Annotated in this window: 17 protein-coding genes; 9 read left to right on the top strand and 8 right to left on the bottom strand. The window is 40.3% G+C overall.

The window, feature by feature from the left end; translation table 11 throughout:
• Positions 1-14: 14 nt before the first annotated feature.
• The 4 genes from FIS9605_RS38160 (at position 15) to FIS9605_RS0125080 (ending at position 4561) form a co-directional block, all read left to right on the top strand.
• Positions 15-1481 (top strand): serine/threonine protein kinase, encoded by a 1467-nt coding sequence (locus tag FIS9605_RS38160; RefSeq protein ID WP_051470141.1) that lies wholly within the window; start codon positions 15-17, stop codon positions 1479-1481.
• 2 nt (positions 1482-1483) lie between these two features.
• Complete coding sequence (locus tag FIS9605_RS38155; RefSeq protein ID WP_063748487.1) at positions 1484-2188, top strand: glycine-rich domain-containing protein; 705 nt, start codon at positions 1484-1486, stop codon at positions 2186-2188.
• A gap of 284 nt (positions 2189-2472) precedes the next feature.
• Entirely contained in the window at positions 2473-3870 is a 1398-nt protein-coding gene (locus FIS9605_RS0125085; protein WP_026735038.1) for a glycine-rich domain-containing protein, read from the top strand.
• A gap of 472 nt (positions 3871-4342) precedes the next feature.
• Complete coding sequence (locus tag FIS9605_RS0125080; RefSeq protein ID WP_026735037.1) at positions 4343-4561, top strand: hypothetical protein; 219 nt, start codon at positions 4343-4345, stop codon at positions 4559-4561.
• Between the two features lie 111 nt (positions 4562-4672).
• Here the strand turns inward: FIS9605_RS0125080 and coaBC are convergent, their stop codons facing one another.
• From coaBC to FIS9605_RS0125065, 3 genes are all read right to left on the bottom strand, one after another.
• A complete protein-coding gene (gene coaBC / locus FIS9605_RS0125075) occupies positions 4673-5878 on the bottom strand; it encodes a bifunctional phosphopantothenoylcysteine decarboxylase/phosphopantothenate--cysteine ligase CoaBC (RefSeq protein ID WP_026735036.1) in 1206 nt (401 codons plus the stop codon).
• A 127-nt stretch (positions 5879-6005) separates the two neighbouring features.
• Positions 6006-6218, bottom strand: a complete 213-nt coding sequence (isiD, locus tag FIS9605_RS0125070; RefSeq protein ID WP_026735035.1) for a protein IsiD — start codon at positions 6216-6218, stop codon at positions 6006-6008.
• Positions 6219-6405: 187 nt separating this feature from the next.
• Positions 6406-7041, bottom strand: a complete 636-nt coding sequence (locus tag FIS9605_RS0125065) for an alpha/beta hydrolase (RefSeq protein WP_026735034.1) — start codon at positions 7039-7041, stop codon at positions 6406-6408.
• Between the two features lie 192 nt (positions 7042-7233).
• Here FIS9605_RS0125065 and purH point away from each other — a divergent pair, with 192 nt between their 5' ends.
• From purH to FIS9605_RS0125050, 4 genes are all read left to right on the top strand, one after another.
• Positions 7234-8772: a bifunctional phosphoribosylaminoimidazolecarboxamide formyltransferase/IMP cyclohydrolase gene (purH, locus tag FIS9605_RS0125060; RefSeq protein WP_026735033.1), complete on the top strand. Its 1539-nt coding sequence runs from the start codon at positions 7234-7236 to the stop codon at positions 8770-8772.
• Positions 8773-9602: 830 nt separating this feature from the next.
• Positions 9603-10394, top strand: a complete 792-nt coding sequence (locus FIS9605_RS0125055; protein ID WP_026735032.1) for an SAM hydrolase/SAM-dependent halogenase family protein — start codon at positions 9603-9605, stop codon at positions 10392-10394.
• A 171-nt stretch (positions 10395-10565) separates the two neighbouring features.
• A complete protein-coding gene (locus FIS9605_RS45480; RefSeq protein WP_231510459.1) occupies positions 10566-10784 on the top strand; it encodes a hypothetical protein in 219 nt (72 codons plus the stop codon).
• Between the two features lie 345 nt (positions 10785-11129).
• On the top strand, positions 11130-11969 hold the full coding sequence (locus FIS9605_RS0125050; RefSeq protein ID WP_026735031.1) for a GAF domain-containing protein: 840 nt from the start codon (positions 11130-11132) through the stop codon (positions 11967-11969).
• A 45-nt stretch (positions 11970-12014) separates the two neighbouring features.
• On the opposite strand, the gene FIS9605_RS0125045 is transcribed toward FIS9605_RS0125050, so the two are convergent.
• A complete protein-coding gene (locus FIS9605_RS0125045; protein ID WP_197036140.1) occupies positions 12015-12260 on the bottom strand; it encodes a hypothetical protein in 246 nt (81 codons plus the stop codon).
• A 442-nt stretch (positions 12261-12702) separates the two neighbouring features.
• Here FIS9605_RS0125045 and FIS9605_RS38150 point away from each other — a divergent pair, with 442 nt between their 5' ends.
• On the top strand, positions 12703-13695 hold the full coding sequence (locus tag FIS9605_RS38150; RefSeq protein ID WP_082209856.1) for a GIY-YIG nuclease family protein: 993 nt from the start codon (positions 12703-12705) through the stop codon (positions 13693-13695).
• A 99-nt stretch (positions 13696-13794) separates the two neighbouring features.
• Here FIS9605_RS38150 and FIS9605_RS0125035 read toward each other — a convergent pair whose 3' ends face one another.
• The 4 genes from FIS9605_RS0125035 to FIS9605_RS44350 all read right to left on the bottom strand — a co-directional run.
• Positions 13795-14097: a YkvA family protein gene (locus FIS9605_RS0125035; protein WP_026735029.1), complete on the bottom strand. Its 303-nt coding sequence runs from the start codon at positions 14095-14097 to the stop codon at positions 13795-13797.
• A 141-nt stretch (positions 14098-14238) separates the two neighbouring features.
• Complete coding sequence (locus tag FIS9605_RS0125030; RefSeq protein WP_026735028.1) at positions 14239-15618, bottom strand: sensor histidine kinase; 1380 nt, start codon at positions 15616-15618, stop codon at positions 14239-14241.
• A gap of 65 nt (positions 15619-15683) precedes the next feature.
• A complete protein-coding gene (locus FIS9605_RS0125025; RefSeq protein ID WP_026735027.1) occupies positions 15684-16268 on the bottom strand; it encodes a TIGR00730 family Rossman fold protein in 585 nt (194 codons plus the stop codon).
• A 227-nt stretch (positions 16269-16495) separates the two neighbouring features.
• Positions 16496-17315 (bottom strand): DUF6262 family protein (locus tag FIS9605_RS44350; protein WP_197036139.1); only part of this gene is annotated, 820 nt, incomplete at its 5' end.

The raw sequence follows: 17315 nt of genomic DNA, 5'->3' as shown, positions 1-17315 counted from the left end.
AGCGGGTAATTAATATGCAGAATAACGATACATATCACATTATCTTGATTAATCGCTATCGAATTGAGCGAGAATTGAGTCATAAAGCTGGACGCAAAACATTTTTAGCACAAGATACTTATTCTCAAGATTTAGTCATCATCAAGATTTTACAATTCGATAGTTTTTTCCAGTGGGACAATCTTAAGTTATTTGAACGAGAAGCCAACACGCTAAAAAATCTCGACCATCCCGCTATTCCTAAATACCTAAATTATTTTGAAGTTGACGAGGAGAATATTCAAGGCTTTGCCCTAGTTCAAACTTATATTGATGCTCCGTCTCTAGAAAGTACGATGCAAGAGGGGCGTAAATTTTCTGGAGTAGAGTTAATCGAATTAGCCGAAAAACTGTTGGAAATTTTAGCCTATCTCCACGAGCAAATTCCTCCAGTAATTCATCGCGATATTAAACCCAGTAATATTCTAATTTCTAATCGTTCTGGTCATAGTATTGGCGATGTCTATTTAGTGGACTTTGGTTCAGTACAAACAGTAGCAAGTAAAGATAATGGGACGATTACTATCGTCGGTAGTTATGGTTATATTCCCTTGGAGCAATTTAGTGGACAAACAACTACAGCTTCAGATTTATATAGTTTGGGAATGACTTTAATTTATCTGATTACAGGAGTACATCCTGCTGAACTTACCCAAGTTAATGGAAGGGTTAAATTCAGTAATAATGACCTTAGTAACCAGTTTTCTAGATGGCTAGAAAAAATAACTTATCCCTATCCAGATCAACGGTTTGAGTCAGCTAAATTAGCTAAAACTGCTCTTACCTCAAAAGATGGAACCTCGGGCGATTATCTTCATCTTCGACCTGCTAATAGTCAAGTAAAACTCTACCGCGATCGCCATAAATTAGAAATAGTATACGAAGAAAATTATCCCCTTAATATTCCTGGCTGTCTGGGTTGCTCATCTATTTTTTTATTAATTATATTTAGTCCTGTTTTCTTGCCGTTATTTATGAATTATTGGATATTATTGCTTTTTTTTACTGGATTTTTATTGTCAGTGTTTTATTTACTTCGGAAGGCTTCCTATCAGATGAAAGATAAGTATTATCGAGTGATATCTATTGAACGAGATAGAGAAATTAAAGTAGGTAGCTATTATGGTAAACCAAGCAATATAGAATGGAGCGAACGCTATTCTTTTTTTAAAAACATAAATCTTTTAGTCTATAATCCTGGCTACACTTTCGATAAATATTTTGATGAAACTGGAAAGGAAATAAGAAGAGGTGAAGTAAAAGTTAATCCTAATTTATCAATCCATGCAGGTCATATTGAATATCCTATTGGCAATCAGAAACTATCCCCAGCAGAGTTGTGGTGGTTAGGTAAAGAATTAAGTGATTTTTTTGGTTTAGAACTACAAGTAATTTATCCGACACCGAAAGTACTACCCGAACAAACTTGTGGAGGATGTTAACAATGAATACAAAAAAAATGACCTCTACAGAAGCAGATTTGTACAAACGGATTTGCGACTTTGAATTAGATTCGCCTTCGGCTATTTTCCCTTTTTCTGATAAATTAGCTTGGGAATATCAATGGACGGGGATATACACCTATAGAGTGATTCAAGAATACAAAAAATTTGTGTTTATAGCGATGATTGCTGACCATGTTGTCTCGCCATCTACTCCCGTCGATCGCGTCTGGCATTTGCACTTACTTTATACCCACTCTTATTGGGATGAATTTTGTGGCCAAATTCTCAACAAAGCTCTCCATCATTCTCCTAGCTTAGGCGGAAAACAAGAAGGTTTAAAATATCGCTACTATTATCTACAAACTCTAGAAATCTATCAGAAATATTTCGGTACACCACCACCAGATATCTGGCATTCTCCCCAACTTAGAAGCGAAAAAATCTCATATCAATGGCTTGATCGCCATCAATTTTGGATTATTCCCAAGCTTAAAATCCAAATACAGAATCTCCAAAAAGTAAATTCGGCACTAGTGTCGAAGACTGTCGTCACCCTTGTCCAAGAAGTAGTAGACTTTGAGGCGATACGCAATAGAATTTTATTGGAATTGAAGTTGGGGCGACAAGCTTCAGGATATAAAACAGTTCAAAAAGTCCTTAATCGATTGATTGCAGAACTAAAACGAATAGCTGAAAGCCTTTGATTGATGATACTTTTATTATTAAGTAATGTTTCGCCAACAGTGTTAGCGAGCGTGACATCAGCCGCCATGTAATGTCTGGAAGCTTTACTAAGGGTTACAAAAATAAAATTGCTTTATGGCCTGAAAATCGTCGACAGCATCAATGCATCATCTAGAACAGGTCGAAAAACAAGAACTCAACAGTCAATACCTCAATTATGTCGAGAACGTCTTAATCTCCAGTTTTTTTCATTTGTCTTAAGAATGTTTTAGAAGCTTGATCGCAAACTATCAGAGATTTATGTATGAATACTCAGCAATTGGAACTCTATCAGCGTATTCAGCAGTTCTGCTTAGATCGCATTGATGCAAAATTATCTTTCAGTAAACGCCTTGCCAGGGATAATAATTGGACAATTGAATATGCTCAAAGAGTGATTGATGAATACAAGAAATTTGCATTTTTAGCTATTGTTGCTGGTCATCTAGTTACCCCTTCGGAGCAAGTCGATCAAGTCTGGCACTTACACCTTATTTATACCCAATCCTATTGGGAAGATTTCTGTTCTCAAACTCTTCAAAAGCCTTTACATCACAATCCTACAAAAGGCGGACAACAGGAAAGGTCTAAGTTTAATGACTGGTACGGTAAAACATTGGAAAGTTATGAACATTTTTTCCAACAGCTACCACCACCTGATATTTGGTCTCCCCCTCATATCCGTTTTGGTAGAGATATTCATTTTGTTCGCATCAATACACAGCACAATTGGATAATCCCAAAGCCGGATTTTAGTTTTTTAATCGAGTTTCGTTTCACTCAGGCTGCTGTCTGGATGCTATCGCTGCTTGTATCCCTGAGTATTATCACTTCGGATGTTCCCGCACTCGCAAGCTTTCCAAATCCAATTAACCGTTCATTATCTGAGTTTTTCAATTTTTACCTGTTAGTTGGATGTATTGGGCTTTTGTTTATAGGTATTCTCGGCTTATTATTACAACGATTCAAAAACGATTCTCGGACTGCTTTGGTATTATTTGCCATCCTAACGTTTGTTTTATTTAGTTTAGGGACGATTAATCTCGCCACAGGAATCTTGAATCTACCAGCAAAGGACTTTATCGGGTTCTATATTCTATCTGCGATCGCCAGTTTTCTATTTGATTTTGCTATCCTTGGTTGGAAACAGACTAAACCTTTGACTCGCCCTTCTGGAATGAGAGGGCTAGACAATACACCATCTTGGGAAGAATTTTTGCAAGGAAATAAAGTATTTTTGCAAGAAAGCATTGCAACCTGGTTAACAATGCTCTCGATTTTTTGCCTATACTCTCTAGGAATTGCCAGGATTATCATCGGACTTTCTCGACACAAACCAATTAGTTATCTTGTGGTCTTATGCCTGTGTGTGGGTGTATATCTTCTATGGCTTTTAAGTCGTGAGAATGATAATTCTAACTCTTTGATCAAAACATTGATCTATGTAACTGTCTTACTCTCAGGTATAGTTTTGCTCTTCCTGGGATTGCGGATTCTAATTTGGTTAATCTTCGCCCTGATATTTTTTGTAGGTAGATTCTCCTCAACAGGAGGAGGTTATACAGGTGGAGGTGGTTCAAATCTAGGTGGTGACGGAGGCGATGGCTGTGACGGAGGAGGTGATGGAGGTGGTTGTGGTGGTTGTGGTGGCTGTGGTGATTAACCCTCTCTTAACAAGAGGGCTAATTGATCGCACAAGCAAAGCGATCGCCTCTACAAACAGACTTGATTGGAAGCCGCAGACATCGCATTCCAAATTTGGGAAATTAAGATAATTCCTAGAAACATCAAAACCCTAGATAGATTAAAGCTTTGATGTACTTTTTTAAAGTTTTTTGTCGTTGTTGTAACAAAGTTTCTCAAGCCTCGTGTTTAGAATGACAACACAAAAGTACTTCTTCCAACATGTGGTTACAACAATCAAGGTGAAATAGCTACTGCACAAATATGTACCTTTAGACAGTTATCTCAATATAGCTATATAATTATTAATATAATTATATAGAGTGTAATATTTGTCAGGAAAAATTTATAAATGGAGGGAAGATCGCGCTAGAAGTTCATTTGGTAGTGAAAACCGCACCTAGTAGATTCTTTGCAAGCATCGAATTCCTCACCAACGGAGCAACAAAAGCATGAACAACCAGCAACCCTCAGAAACGAATGAATTTGTGGGAAATCTCAAGAATGGGATTTGGCTGTTTGGCATTTCGTCTTGGCTATTTGGCATTACAGACAGAAGTATTGCTTCCTTATCGGATGGATACCTGTCTGCACTGGATCTGACACAACTATTTACAGCAGCTACGTTTTTTGCGGCGTGGCTATTTTTAAAGCCAACAACTAGAGCTTAAGAGTTTGTGTCATAAATACTTTTTGAGGGCATAAAAACCCTGTTGGTGGATCTAATGCATGCAACCACACCAAACATACTTTTGAGACTTGCTTTTACCAACTATCAACAACTAAGCAGTAACAAAATCGAACAAATAATGAGCGAGTTGTAGTTTACTACAAGGTGGAATCTCTATCCGACGCCCTTGTTTATCTAAAAGTACCGCTTGATTGTTATCACTACCAAAACCGCTATCAACTTGATCTACTGGGTTAGCAACAATAGCGTCTAATTGTTTTCTGTACAGTTTCTCTAACGCTGGGGTTACTATATCTCCTGTCTGTGCAGCAAACCCAATTAACAACTGATGGGGTTGCTTGCGCTCTGCCAGTTCTGTAACAATATCCGGTACAGGTTCTAAGGCTAAAGCTTCTGGAAGCGATCGCTTCGGTAATTTCTCTGAATTATACTCCTGTGGTTTCACATCTGCTACGGCAGCTGACATTACGATCACATCTGCATCAGGTAAATGTCGCAACATCGCTTGGTGCATCTGTTGGGCACTAACAACGGAAAAAGCTTCCATACCTAAAGGTACATCCCAATTTGCTGGCCCGTGTACCAACGTTACCCTTGCACCTCGATGTAGTGCTGCTTGTGCTAAAGCTAAACCCATTTTCCCCGTGGAAGGATTACCAATAAATCTAACTGGATCAAAATGTTCTCGCGTTCCCCCGCCACTGATTAACACTCGCTTTCCTGCCAAATCTAGTCTGCCTGCGGTGTGTAACAGCGATTGAATGTAAGCCAAAATTTCTGTGGGTTCTGCCATCCTTCCAGCACCGACGCGATCGCACGCCAATAATCCCGATGCTGTTGGAATGCCATGAAATCGGTTATTTATCAATAAACTTTGCCAATTGTGCTGCACTGCCTGTTGTTCCCACATATCAGTATTCATTGCTGGTGCTAACAGTACAGGACAAGTGGAAGCTAGTACGGTGTTTGTGAGCAAATTGTCAGCCATACCATAGGCTAATTTTGCTAATGTATTAGCTGTCAAAGGGGCAATTACAAAAATATCTGCCCATTCACCCAATTCTATATGTAATGGACGAGAGTAATTTGGCTGCCAAAAATTTTCATCTGTATAGGCAGGATAGCGAGATAGAGTCGCAAAAGTTAGAGGCGTGACAAATTTTTGTGCGGAATTAGTAAGAATTGTTCGCACTTCTACACCATTTTTAAAAAGTGTAGAAACAACTTCACAAACTTTATAGGCGGCAATACCACCGCCAACACCAATAAGAACCCTTTTTAATTTTGGATTAAACATGGGTTGGAGGAATAGGGCAAAGGGAATAGCGAATAGAAAGCAATTAATTATTAGCTGTTTTTCCAAGCTACCACTAACTACTATCTACTAACCACTAACTATTCCCCGTTACCCATTACCTAAATTGTTACGCTTCGTCGTAGGGTTCTAAATCTAAAAGATGGATATATGGTTCAACTAACTCTGGACGCTGAAACGCGATCGCACGTAGTATGTGCCAATCGTTCAATCCTTCAAAAGCATTGCTGTAATTATCCTGCTCCAAACGTGTCGCTAAATCTTCCACATCTTGTGGAGTCATGGTAGCAATTTCTTTTTTAGAAATGCTTAAAGTTTTCATTATGCTCGCCCCTCCCATTAGCAGCATTGGCATCCAGCCTGGGTTGAGTTGCGCCCGACGCAACCACCCAATATATATTACTCATTTGGAGACATTAATTTCGTGAAATTTTTCCGGATTTATACCGGAATTTGTAAAAATATTGTAACTAAGATAAAGCGATGTCTGACTACAAGCTACTTTGTGATTATCTAGCATTTACCACGAAATTCCGAATCAACTCTAGCATTTGCAGTCGAATTTCATGACCCATGTCAAATTCATAGTACTGTGCTGCAATTCCTAGTGACTCTAAAGTTGCTTTTGCCTGTACTGCTGCTTGTAGTGGCACAACTTGATCGTATCTGCCATGCATGATTAAAACCGGAGGTAGAGACGTTGCATTTTGTGTCTCTACATCTGTTACTGCACCCGGATGTAAATAACCACTCATCACAACCAAACCTGCGAGAGGTAACTTTAATCCTACATCCAAAGTCATCGCCCCTCCTTGAGAAAAGCCACTCAGAAATGTCCGCGACAGTGGTACGCCAGTGCTGCTTTCTAAAGTTTGCAACCAATCTATTAGCAATTGCCGACTTTCTGTTAATCCTTCATACATATTTTCCATACTCAAGTCATACCATGCCCTCCCCGTAGGGGAATAAGGATGAGGAAAAGGTGCATTGGGAAACAGAAACTGATAATCAGGCAAGTCTAAAAAAGGAGCCAAAGATGCTAAATCTTCGGCATTTGCACCCCAACCATGCAAAGCGACAATTAACCCTTGGGGTGCTTGCCCTGTTTTTGGGGCAACCTGAATGAATTCTAAAGCATTAGTCATTAGTCATTGGTCATTAGTCATTAGTCATTAGTCAAAGTGTGCCATGACAAGACAATAAATTTTGCATTTTTCAATTCTTCGCGTACAACCCTGCGGGAAGCCGAAGAAGGCACGTCTACGTCTACATGCCTTCGTGGTTTGTACAATAATCTTCTGCTCTTAATTTTATAGATCGAAGGAAGCTGGGGAATTATGGCGCGTTTGGCACTGATGAGTGTATCTAATAAAACTGGATTGATTGACCTTGCCCGTAGCTTAGTTGAAGAATTTGATTTTGAATTAATCAGTAGTGGCGGCACTGCCCAAGCCTTGAAAGATGCGGGATTACCAGTTAAAAAAGTTGCTGATTATACAGGTTCGCCGGAAATATTAGGTGGTCGTGTTAAAACCCTACATCCCCGGATTCACGGTGGTATTTTAGCGCGACAAGACATACCGCAAGATATGACAGATTTGGAAAACAACCAAATTCGTCCCATTGATTTAGTTGTGGTGAATCTCTACCCCTTTGAAGAAACCATTGCCAAAGAGGGAGTTACCTTAACTGAGGCAATTGAGCAGATTGATATCGGTGGCCCTGCTATGCTAAGGGCAGCATCAAAAAACTTTGCCCATGTCACGATATTGTGCGAACCCGTGCAGTATGACGAGTATTTGCAGGAATTACGCCAACATGGAGGCGAAACTTCGCGAGAATTTCGGCAAAAGTGCGCGTTAAAAGGATTTTTGCATACTTCTAGTTATGACCGCACGATCGCATCTTATTTAGGGACACAACAGCCAGAAGCTCTACCACAACAATACACTCTTTCTGGCAACCAACTGCAATCCTTGCGTTATGGTGAAAATCCCCACCAAAGCGCTGCTTGGTATCGAACTAGTACAACCCCAACAGGATGGGCTGCTGCCATCAAGCTGCAAGGAAAGGAACTTAGTTACAATAATTTAGTTGATTTAGAAGCAGCACGCCGAATTATTGCAGAATTCACCGATCGCCCAGCTGCAACAATTATTAAACATACTAACCCCTGCGGCACAGCTGTGGGAAATGCGATCGCCGAAGCTTACCAAAAAGCTTTTAAGGCCGATCCTGTTTCTGCCTTTGGTGGTATTGTCGCCCTCAATTGTCCCATAGACGCCGCTACAGCTACTGAGTTAACAAAAACATTTTTAGAATGCGTAGTTGCACCAGAATGTGAAGAGGAAGCAAAAGCGATTCTCGCTGCTAAGTCAAAAGTACGCGTATTGGTTTTACCTGATTTAAGCAGTGGACCCAAAGATACAATCAAGGCGATCGCAGGTGGTTTTCTTGTTCAAGCGGCAGATGACATTGTCGCCGATACCAGTCAATGGCAAGTCGTGACTGAACGTCAACCCACAGTGAATGAATTAGAAGAATTATTGTTTGCGTGGAAAGTATGCAAGCATGTTAAATCAAATGCCATAGTTGTGAGTAGCGATCGCACAACTTTGGGTGTGGGTGCAGGACAAATGAATCGCGTTGGTTCGGTGAAAATAGCCCTAGAACAAGCTGGAGAAAAAGCCAAAGGAGCAATACTCGCCAGTGATGGATTTTTCCCCTTCGATGATTCTGTCAAAACAGCAGCCGCCGCAGGAATTACTGCGATCGTGCAACCGGGTGGAAGTTTGCGAGATCAAGATTCTATCAAAGCTGCTAACGAACTAGGTTTGGTAATGGTCTTTACCGGCGTACGTCACTTTTTGCATTAGAAGTAAGATAGTACACTTGCCAAAGTGTCACTAATATGGTGGTGGCTATGTAAAGCCTAATGTTAGTCTTTAGTTGTGTGTGAGGAGTTAAGTTTGAAGCAAAAAGCGCTAGGGGTGGTAACACGGCAACACTCCCTAGCGCTTTTTAATTTGGAAGTTATTACATTCAAAAAATTTATATATTAAGTACTTGTTATTAGACTGAAGTAATGGTAGTTTTAAATAGTGTGTGAGGAGCAAGTGTAAAACAGAAAGCGCTCGGGGTGGAAACACGGCAACACTCCCTGGCGCTTTTTGTTTTGGGATGATAGTTGATTGTTGTTTGTTGGTAGTATTCCAAAGAACAAACAACATATAACAAACAACAACTAATCACAATCTTTACAAAAAACACTTATTTTATGTTTAATTTATAAAGTATGACTTAGCATACTTGTAATAGAATTAAAGCAGTGATATCTTTTAGTTGTGTGTGAGGAGTAAGTGTAAAACAAAAAGCGCTAGGGGTGGAAACACGGTAACACTCCCTAGCGTTTTTTGTTTTGAGAGAAAAAGTGATTTGAAACACAGAGGGTCGCAGAGGTAAGCGCAGAGGGGAGGCAGCGCGTTGGAGGGTTTCCCCCCAACCCCACTGACGTGGGGGCCCCGCAGCCCCCCGTTGTAGCGACTGCCGTCGCGCAGAGTTTTAGCACAATAATTTTGCACAGAAGTCTTGCATATAAAGGCGATCGCATCTAGACTGCTGATGAGGTAGGTTCACGGGGGCGTTTGAGCATCACCCACTCCCTCAATTCCGAATTGGAATCACTACTCTGACCTGGAGAGGTAGAATGTTTATCTGCGTCATTGCAGACTACGGTACAGGAGATCCGGCATTTGCTGAAGTTGCACAACGTCTCCTGATGGCTTTTCCTCATGCCCAGACTCATTTGCTTTCGGTTCCTCCATTTAGTACCCTGGCAACAGGTTTTTGGATTGCTCAACTAGGACTGAATCCTGGCCCTAGCGATCGCTTGATTTATCACAACTGTGCACCTCGCCAAGATGATCCCCAAGCCCGTCGAGACAATGAGGGTGAAGGGTTAACCTATGCCCTGTTATCCAATGATGTAAAAGTAGTGGGTGTGAATGCGGGTTATACCCTCTCGTTTATCAAAGACCATGCTAAGGTGTTGCGAGTTGTCAATGTTTCTCGTGGTGGTTCGCAGTTTCGATCGCGTGATGTATTTCCTCTAGCTGCGGCTGCGATTGGGCGTGAAGATTTCAGCCTTCTGGGAGATAGTCTTCTTCCTGAGCAAATTCCAGATGTTCCACCCGACCGAATCGCCTGGATTGATGGCTACGGTAACATCAAAACGACTATTGCGGCACATACAGTTAACTTGGAACCTGAGAGTAAAATTGTCATCCGCATCGGAGATGTGGTCAGTGATGCGATATATTCCGATGGCAGTTTTAAGGTATCTGAAGGAACTTTGGCCTTTGCTCCCGGTAGTTCCGGTTGGTTATGCGCTGACTCAGGACAACCATTGCGCTGGATGGAACTTTTTTTGCGGGGAGGGAATGCTTGGGAACGATTTAGCAGACCCCGTGTGAATCAACAGGTAACTCTAATAGCCTAAATTTATTGGGACGACCTATCAGGCTTTTTCGCTTGCCCTATTGTTCTAAACTTCAGAATCAAGGTAGTCGTCAGTAATAAAAAAGGTTAAAGAGGTATGTTTTCCCCTTCAACCCAATTGATGATGAGAGGTTCGTCTTTGTGAGTGTAGATGCTGTTCCCTAATATCCTTGTGAATTATTATAGTACAAATGTACTGAATGGTACAGACGTCAATTTCAATAATTTCAATCGGAGTAGGGGTATTATCGCTGAGCATAATAACCTGATTCGATACCTGGCGTTGGGGGGATTAGGGGCGGCGGGGACGCGGGGATACGGTGATTATTGTTGGTGCGGATTCCAAAATCATCCCGCAATTATGCAACGCCGGACAAAAGGTACAGTTTAACTTTCGAGTCCTGTGGCGATCGCCTATAAATAGTATTAACAAACTTCAGTGAATTTCATACAGATTCGCACTGAGTTTTAAGTAAAACCTAGTATGTTAATAGCACTTTTTTTAGCTATTAAAAATAATTGTTTAACTTCAGGTTAAACTTAGTTTAAGTTACTATCATCAGCAGCATCAACAAATAATTAGTAGTGAGAGAAAGATATATCAGTGAGGATATGTAAAAACCAGAGGTGGTTGTTAATATAGTTTTTATATTAATACTGAATTGTATTTTGCCAATTTACTAACTTTCAAGCCTGCATTGAATTTATCCCAAATTCTCAATACTGACTGCCGTCTATGGCGTTGAATTTATCGAAACTACCCGATTGGGCAAAACTAACCGTAAGCACTCTATCTATTATTGCTCTCAGTGGTATTGTAGGTAATCGCGCTGATGCAATTTTTTTGAATATTCTATCCTTGCTTAGTCAACGCATTACCGTTAGTTTGTGGGTAGCAATGAGTGTGCTTCTAATTACGATCTTTTCTTTAATCGTTATCCTACGGTACTATTACAAAGCACATCAAATCGCCACCAAAATTAATAAACTGGACGAAAGTTTGCTGTTATTACAGCCTAAGTTACATGTAAATTCTGATATCACTGAAGCACTGAAGCGACTATTGGATGAGTTTTTAAGTAGAACACTTGACCTGCTTCATTATCTAGATGGATGTGGTATTGCTGTTTACGCCCCTGACCCTAACGATCCAGAATATTTGACAACATTGTGCCAATTAGAATCACCTAATGAAGTTAAAGAGAAAGCACGTTTTTACATAGGTAACGACTCTCATAAAAAACGAGGAGTTGCCGGAAATACCTTCATTGATCAGACGCGCCGCATTGTACATTTATACAGAAAAAATGGCATCTGGCACTCAGACAATCCTGATTATATTTTTCTTCAAGATAACCGCAACCGTCGCCGCCTGTCATATAGAACGCTAATTGCTATACCCATTATTGGTGATGCAAATAATAGTTTAGGCGTCCTGTGTCTTTACAGTGACTGTGTATCAGCATTTGACTCTAGAGCAGTTCAAGACCTACTCACCGCGATCGCCCTACGTCTATCTGCACCAATGCTAACAGTGCGTACTTACCAAATGCAGTCTATACCTTCAACTACCTAAAGATAGAAGCATTCGGCTAGGTAATATGTTTTTCTACAATTAGGTTTAACCTACTTCATCGTTTTTGCGAAAAGGAGACAGTAAAAATCTTAATAATCTTGGTATGAGCTGATGTTTGCTAGCCAACTCTAATGTAACAAAGTCATAATCTGTCCCATACTTGCGCTCAACCTCTTGAAACTGACGGCGAGTCATTTTACCGAGCATGTACTCATTACAAGCTTTAAGGAGACGAGATTGGCGTTCCTCTGCCGTTAAATCACTCCGCTGTAAAGCTCTCATTTTTTTCATTACAATATATGAGTAAAAATTAATGTATAAATTTATTGTTGCACCCTTAGTTAAAGCTGCAAAGTATTCAATTAAAAAATATCTCGAATTATATTATCATACCATGCTGTATATTTGTTCAGCGAAAATTACTTTTATTAATTCGAGAATTTAACACTACCGCTGTTGTCTAACCGCAAAAATCTTGGCAGCGTTGGGTAATTTATAGTGTATGGGAGAGGTGATTAGAGCATAATTGTACTAGTAAGTGTGGGGATTTGGGAGTTAGCAAAAATTATGTTTATTACAATTGATTTGATAAGGTATCGCTTTAATTTCAGGAGTTAAAGTAGCAATTTTGAAGCAAATTACTTAAAAATACTATTGTTTAGCTCTATCTTTTTTTGATAACTTTTATTGCAGCCAACTAATAGCATCTACCAAGTTTATTAAAGGTTTTCCAATGTGGCTGAAATATGGTTTAGATAAAGATGGGACACTGGTAAGTATAGATGATGTCTCTAAGGGAAAAACTTTACTGAAGTGTCCTTATTGTAGGAGTGGACTAACTGCTAAAAAAGGCAAGATAAAAGAACATCATTTTGCTCATAATCAAGAAACATGCCGTCCAGTAGCTAACCGAGAATTTCCGGTTTTGCCCCTCTATGACAATTTCAACATTCATTTATCATCTAAGAATTTAGAGCAATTAAAACTGTTATGGAAAGAATACGGCTCTAAAAATTATCCTATTGAGTATCAGTTAGTTTCTCCTAATTTAATCAAAACAGGTTTGTTGAAGAAAAATGTTTACACAGTTCCACCTGGATACGAATTTACCAATTTAGGTAAAATCCCTGTTAAAGCGCTAGATTTGATGTATTTTAACGAAGTGCAAGAGCCACTATTACTCAAAAAGCTGCTCAAGCTGGAGTTAGCGGTAGAACACGCTTTATACAAAGATACTCCTGATTTACTACACCGAATGACTGATTTCAACCTATACCGCGCTCAACTTAAACGTGTCTTATCCTGTACTCTCTATTTTTTAGAAATTCAAACATCCCAAGGAATTCTGTATAAAATTGGGATAACTCAACGCTCCGTTGGAGAACGAGTGGCAGAAGTAAAAACAGATTTGCTTGCACACTATCAAACTGTTGCTATTAAGGTACTAGGAAGCTGGGCTCATCGAGGGAATATAGAATTGTATTTCAAACACCGTTATCAGGATTTTAACTACAGAATTGGAAATTTAACTGAATATTATAAATTCAATACCGAAGATGCCAAAATTGTGCTGCACGATCTGCAAAAGATGAAGCCGAAAGTACTTTCTTGTGTTGAAATGGGTATCCTTGAGGACAAATTTAATTTTGCGCTGGATACGTCGCTATGGAATAGTAGGGATGGCGATCGCCTTACCCCTACTATTACAAAAATCAACACTTATTGAAAACACACTTTTTGCAGTTTACTGCCACAACACTCAACGTGTGCCAACTACACAGATGGACATTGCGATCAAATTTGAACAAAATAGCGATCGCAATCCCTAGTTCACAGACACAGCATCCACATCGATCGCTGCATCTGTTTGAGTAGAATTTGCAGCAGAAGTGGCTTTTTTACGATTTTTAAGTTGCTCTACAACAATTTGGGAAACTTCTGCAACAACCAAACTGGCAATTAGTCCATCGTCAAGCCATCCCACAATTGGGAAAACATCTGGCGAAATGTCCAATGGACTGATAAGGTAGAATAAGCTAGCAACTATTGCGAACCAGCGATATTTGGGATTACGCAAGACTTTACGAATTCCGTCTTGTAATAGCCCGGTAAAAAATCTCTTTCTCATCGAGAACCACCATTAGCTAACAAGATAATCTTGCCAAATTTGCTTACAAAAGTCTGGTGTAGATAACCATCAGTTTTGTCGTGAAAATACACCGTCTAAGCCGTATAGGGTTAACCGTACTTAGAGGCGTAAATTATTGATTTATGACAAATTCATTGGCAGGCATACGCGAAAGCGCGTATCACCTGGTTTGGATTCAACATAAATGTCTCCTTTATGCCTGTTCACAACAATTCGATAGGCAATTTCTAAACCCAAACCAGTGCCTTTACCCACACCTTTCGTAGTAAAAAATGGCTCAAAAATTCGAGATTGAATCGCTTCAGGGATACCAATACCAGTATCAGCAATTTCAACTATAATGCAGTTGTTTTCTTTGTAAGTGCAAATAGTCAGTTCACCTTTGCCATCCATTGCATCAATTGCATTGTCAATCAAATTTGTCCATACTTGATTGAGTTCGCTGGCATAAGCGCTAATGCGTGGCAGAGTGCGATCGTACTTGCGGTGAACGATGATTCCCCTTTTGATCCGACAATGAAAGATAAGCAGAGTATTTTCAATTCCCTCATGCACATCTATTTCTTGCAGAGGGGCTTGATCCATGTAAGTGTAGCCTTTAATTGCTTTCACTAACTCAGAAATACGTGCTGTACTCTGCTCAATATCGTTGATCAGTCCAGTTGCTGAAAGTGTAGCTTCTAACCAAGTCAACACGTTGCTAAGAGAGTTAGAGGGGATATTCTCGGCAAGAATATCTAGCTTTGCAGAGTCAAATCCGGCAGAAACCAGAGTGGGAGCGAGTTTCCAGCTATTGATGACATCACGATCTTCTAGCCAGTCTATCACTTCGTCTTCTTTGTCGCTTTCGGTGAGGGGATCGAGTTTGGGTGCAGTAGCAGCGTATTCTGTTGCCTGATGTTGAATATTTACAAGCAAATTTAGTTGCTCTTTTGTGAGGCAACTTAACTGTAAATTCAGAGATTGCAAGTTTTGAAAATTCTCGCGTAATAATGATGCTGCCCGTTGCGCCGCCGCCCCTGGATTATTTAACTCGTGTGCTAAGCCGGCTGAGAGTTTACCTAACGCTGCCATCTTCTCTTGTTGCCGCAATTGCGCTTCTACATCTCTGCTTCTGCCTGCCATTGCGGTAAGAATTACATCCCCTAGGGGCGAACATTCGGCGAGAATGTGCCTAAAGGTATCGACTTCAATTCGCAGCACGTGACTGGGTGCGATCGCCCGAGCACTGGCAATATAATTTGCACCAGTCAGCATCGACAATTCACCTACAAATTCACCACGGCGATGAATAGCTAACAGTCTCGTCTCACCACCAACTTGTTTGGTAATCTCAACTTCGCCCTCTAAAATCGCGTGAAAATTGTAGTTGGAGTCACCCTCACGAAACAGCACATCCCCCGTATTGAGTTGGATCTGGGTGCCATATTCCTTCATCTCTTCTAAAGCTTGATCTGGCAACAAGGGAAACAGCGTCATCTGGTTGGGATCGTGCAGCATGACAACTCCTTTTTATAGGATTTGAATTTGGGAACTTGTTTGCCTTAGAGGAGTAAATATAAACTCTAAGTTTGAATGTCTCGCCCAATCCACTTATCAATATTGGGTGGTTGGTAGTTAGCCAGTAAATCTAAAATATGTTCGGGATGGGATGCTTCCAGGACTAAGGAGCGGAGGGTAGGTTTTAAAAACTTTTCAGTCACCGCCTGGTCGAATAACTGAAGCAGCGGATTGTAGTACGCCTCGACATTTAATAGACCGAAAGGCTTTTGATGTAATCCCAACTGTGCCCATGTCAGTATCTCGCAAAATTCTTCCAAAGTTCCATATCCACCAGGCAGAGCAATAAAAGCATCAGATAATTCAGCCATGAGAGCTTTACGCTCGTGCATGGAATCAACAATGTGAAGTTTTGTCAGTCCAGTATGGGCTATTTCCTTGGTAACGAGAAACTCTGGAATTACGCCAATGACCTGACCACGTGCTGCCAAAACTGCATCGGCAATAGTGCCCATTAAACCAATGTTGCCACCTCCATAAACTAGACCAAACCCCCGCCGTACTAATGCCTCACCCATTGCCTGGGCAGCTAGCTTGTAAGCTGGTCGGATACCCATACTGGAACCACAAAATACACAGATGTACTTCACGTTAACCTTTCCTTTTGACCTCTCCCCTGGAAGACAGCCGAGGGGATTCTAAACTGTTGCTACGAGGTGGGCGCGCATCCACACCAATCAAGCTTTTTAGTTTTGGTTTCCCAGATGCGAAAATGGCAAGGCAAGCTAAAGCCTGCGTCGTGGTTTTCATCCCTAGTTATGTCGTTTTTAACGTCTACAACGTAGATAAGCAAGTGATTATACGCTGTTGTCATTTTCTACAACGTTTCAAGTGGATACTGAGCTAACATCTCCGAAAAAGGTATCCACTTTTCATCGTTAGTGTAGATCATGATGCCGTCTTTGGTAGTTTGACTAGCTTGAATCAACCTATGCAGCTTGGCTTTTGGATACCATTCGGTGAATAAGTCTAACTCCGATTTAATTTGAATTTTCCCATTGGGTTTCCATCCTTGCTCAATAGCTGTTTTCAGCCAACCTCCAGGTTTATCAACATCACCATCAGAGATTGCTTCTTTAAAAGCTTCTATCGCATCTAAAACAGTTTCTTCTGAAGCAGACTTAATTACTTTAGTTAAAGTTGAATTAAGTTGAATACCTAAAGAATCAAGTTGTTGTTTAACTTTGTCACTAATATTTGAACGCCCTGCTCTTTTCTTTTCTAATGATGTTACTTTAGAGTTTTCTACGGGTGCTATCGTAGGTTGCTGTACTTGCTGACGGCACTCTTCCAATTGTTGTTTTAACTCTGCATTTTCAGCCTTAAGCCTTTGAGCTAAATCATCAGCACCTTGTAAATGGTAAACTCTACCAGCTAACCCCTCATTAACCCTGCGTAATCCTTCTATTTCTGCTCTTAACTTTTTATTTTCTTCCCTTAATGTAGAAATAATTACTGATTTAGAATTATCTGATGCTGGTGGAGGTTGCTTAGATTTAGGTTTTTGCTTTTGCTGGTCACGTAGGGTTTCAATTCTAGTCCTCAAATCTTCCTGCTTGTACAAGTAAGCAGTTGATACGTTAGCAGCTTGAGCGACAGATTTAAAACTGATTATTTGACCCTGTTTTATCATCCTC

Origin of the sequence: Fischerella sp. PCC 9605 (genome assembly GCF_000517105.1) — a bacterium.
Classification (GTDB): domain Bacteria; phylum Cyanobacteriota; class Cyanobacteriia; order Cyanobacteriales; family Nostocaceae; genus PCC9605.
Note: the sequence above shows the minus strand (reverse complement) of the source record. Positions and strands in the feature narration are given on the sequence as shown.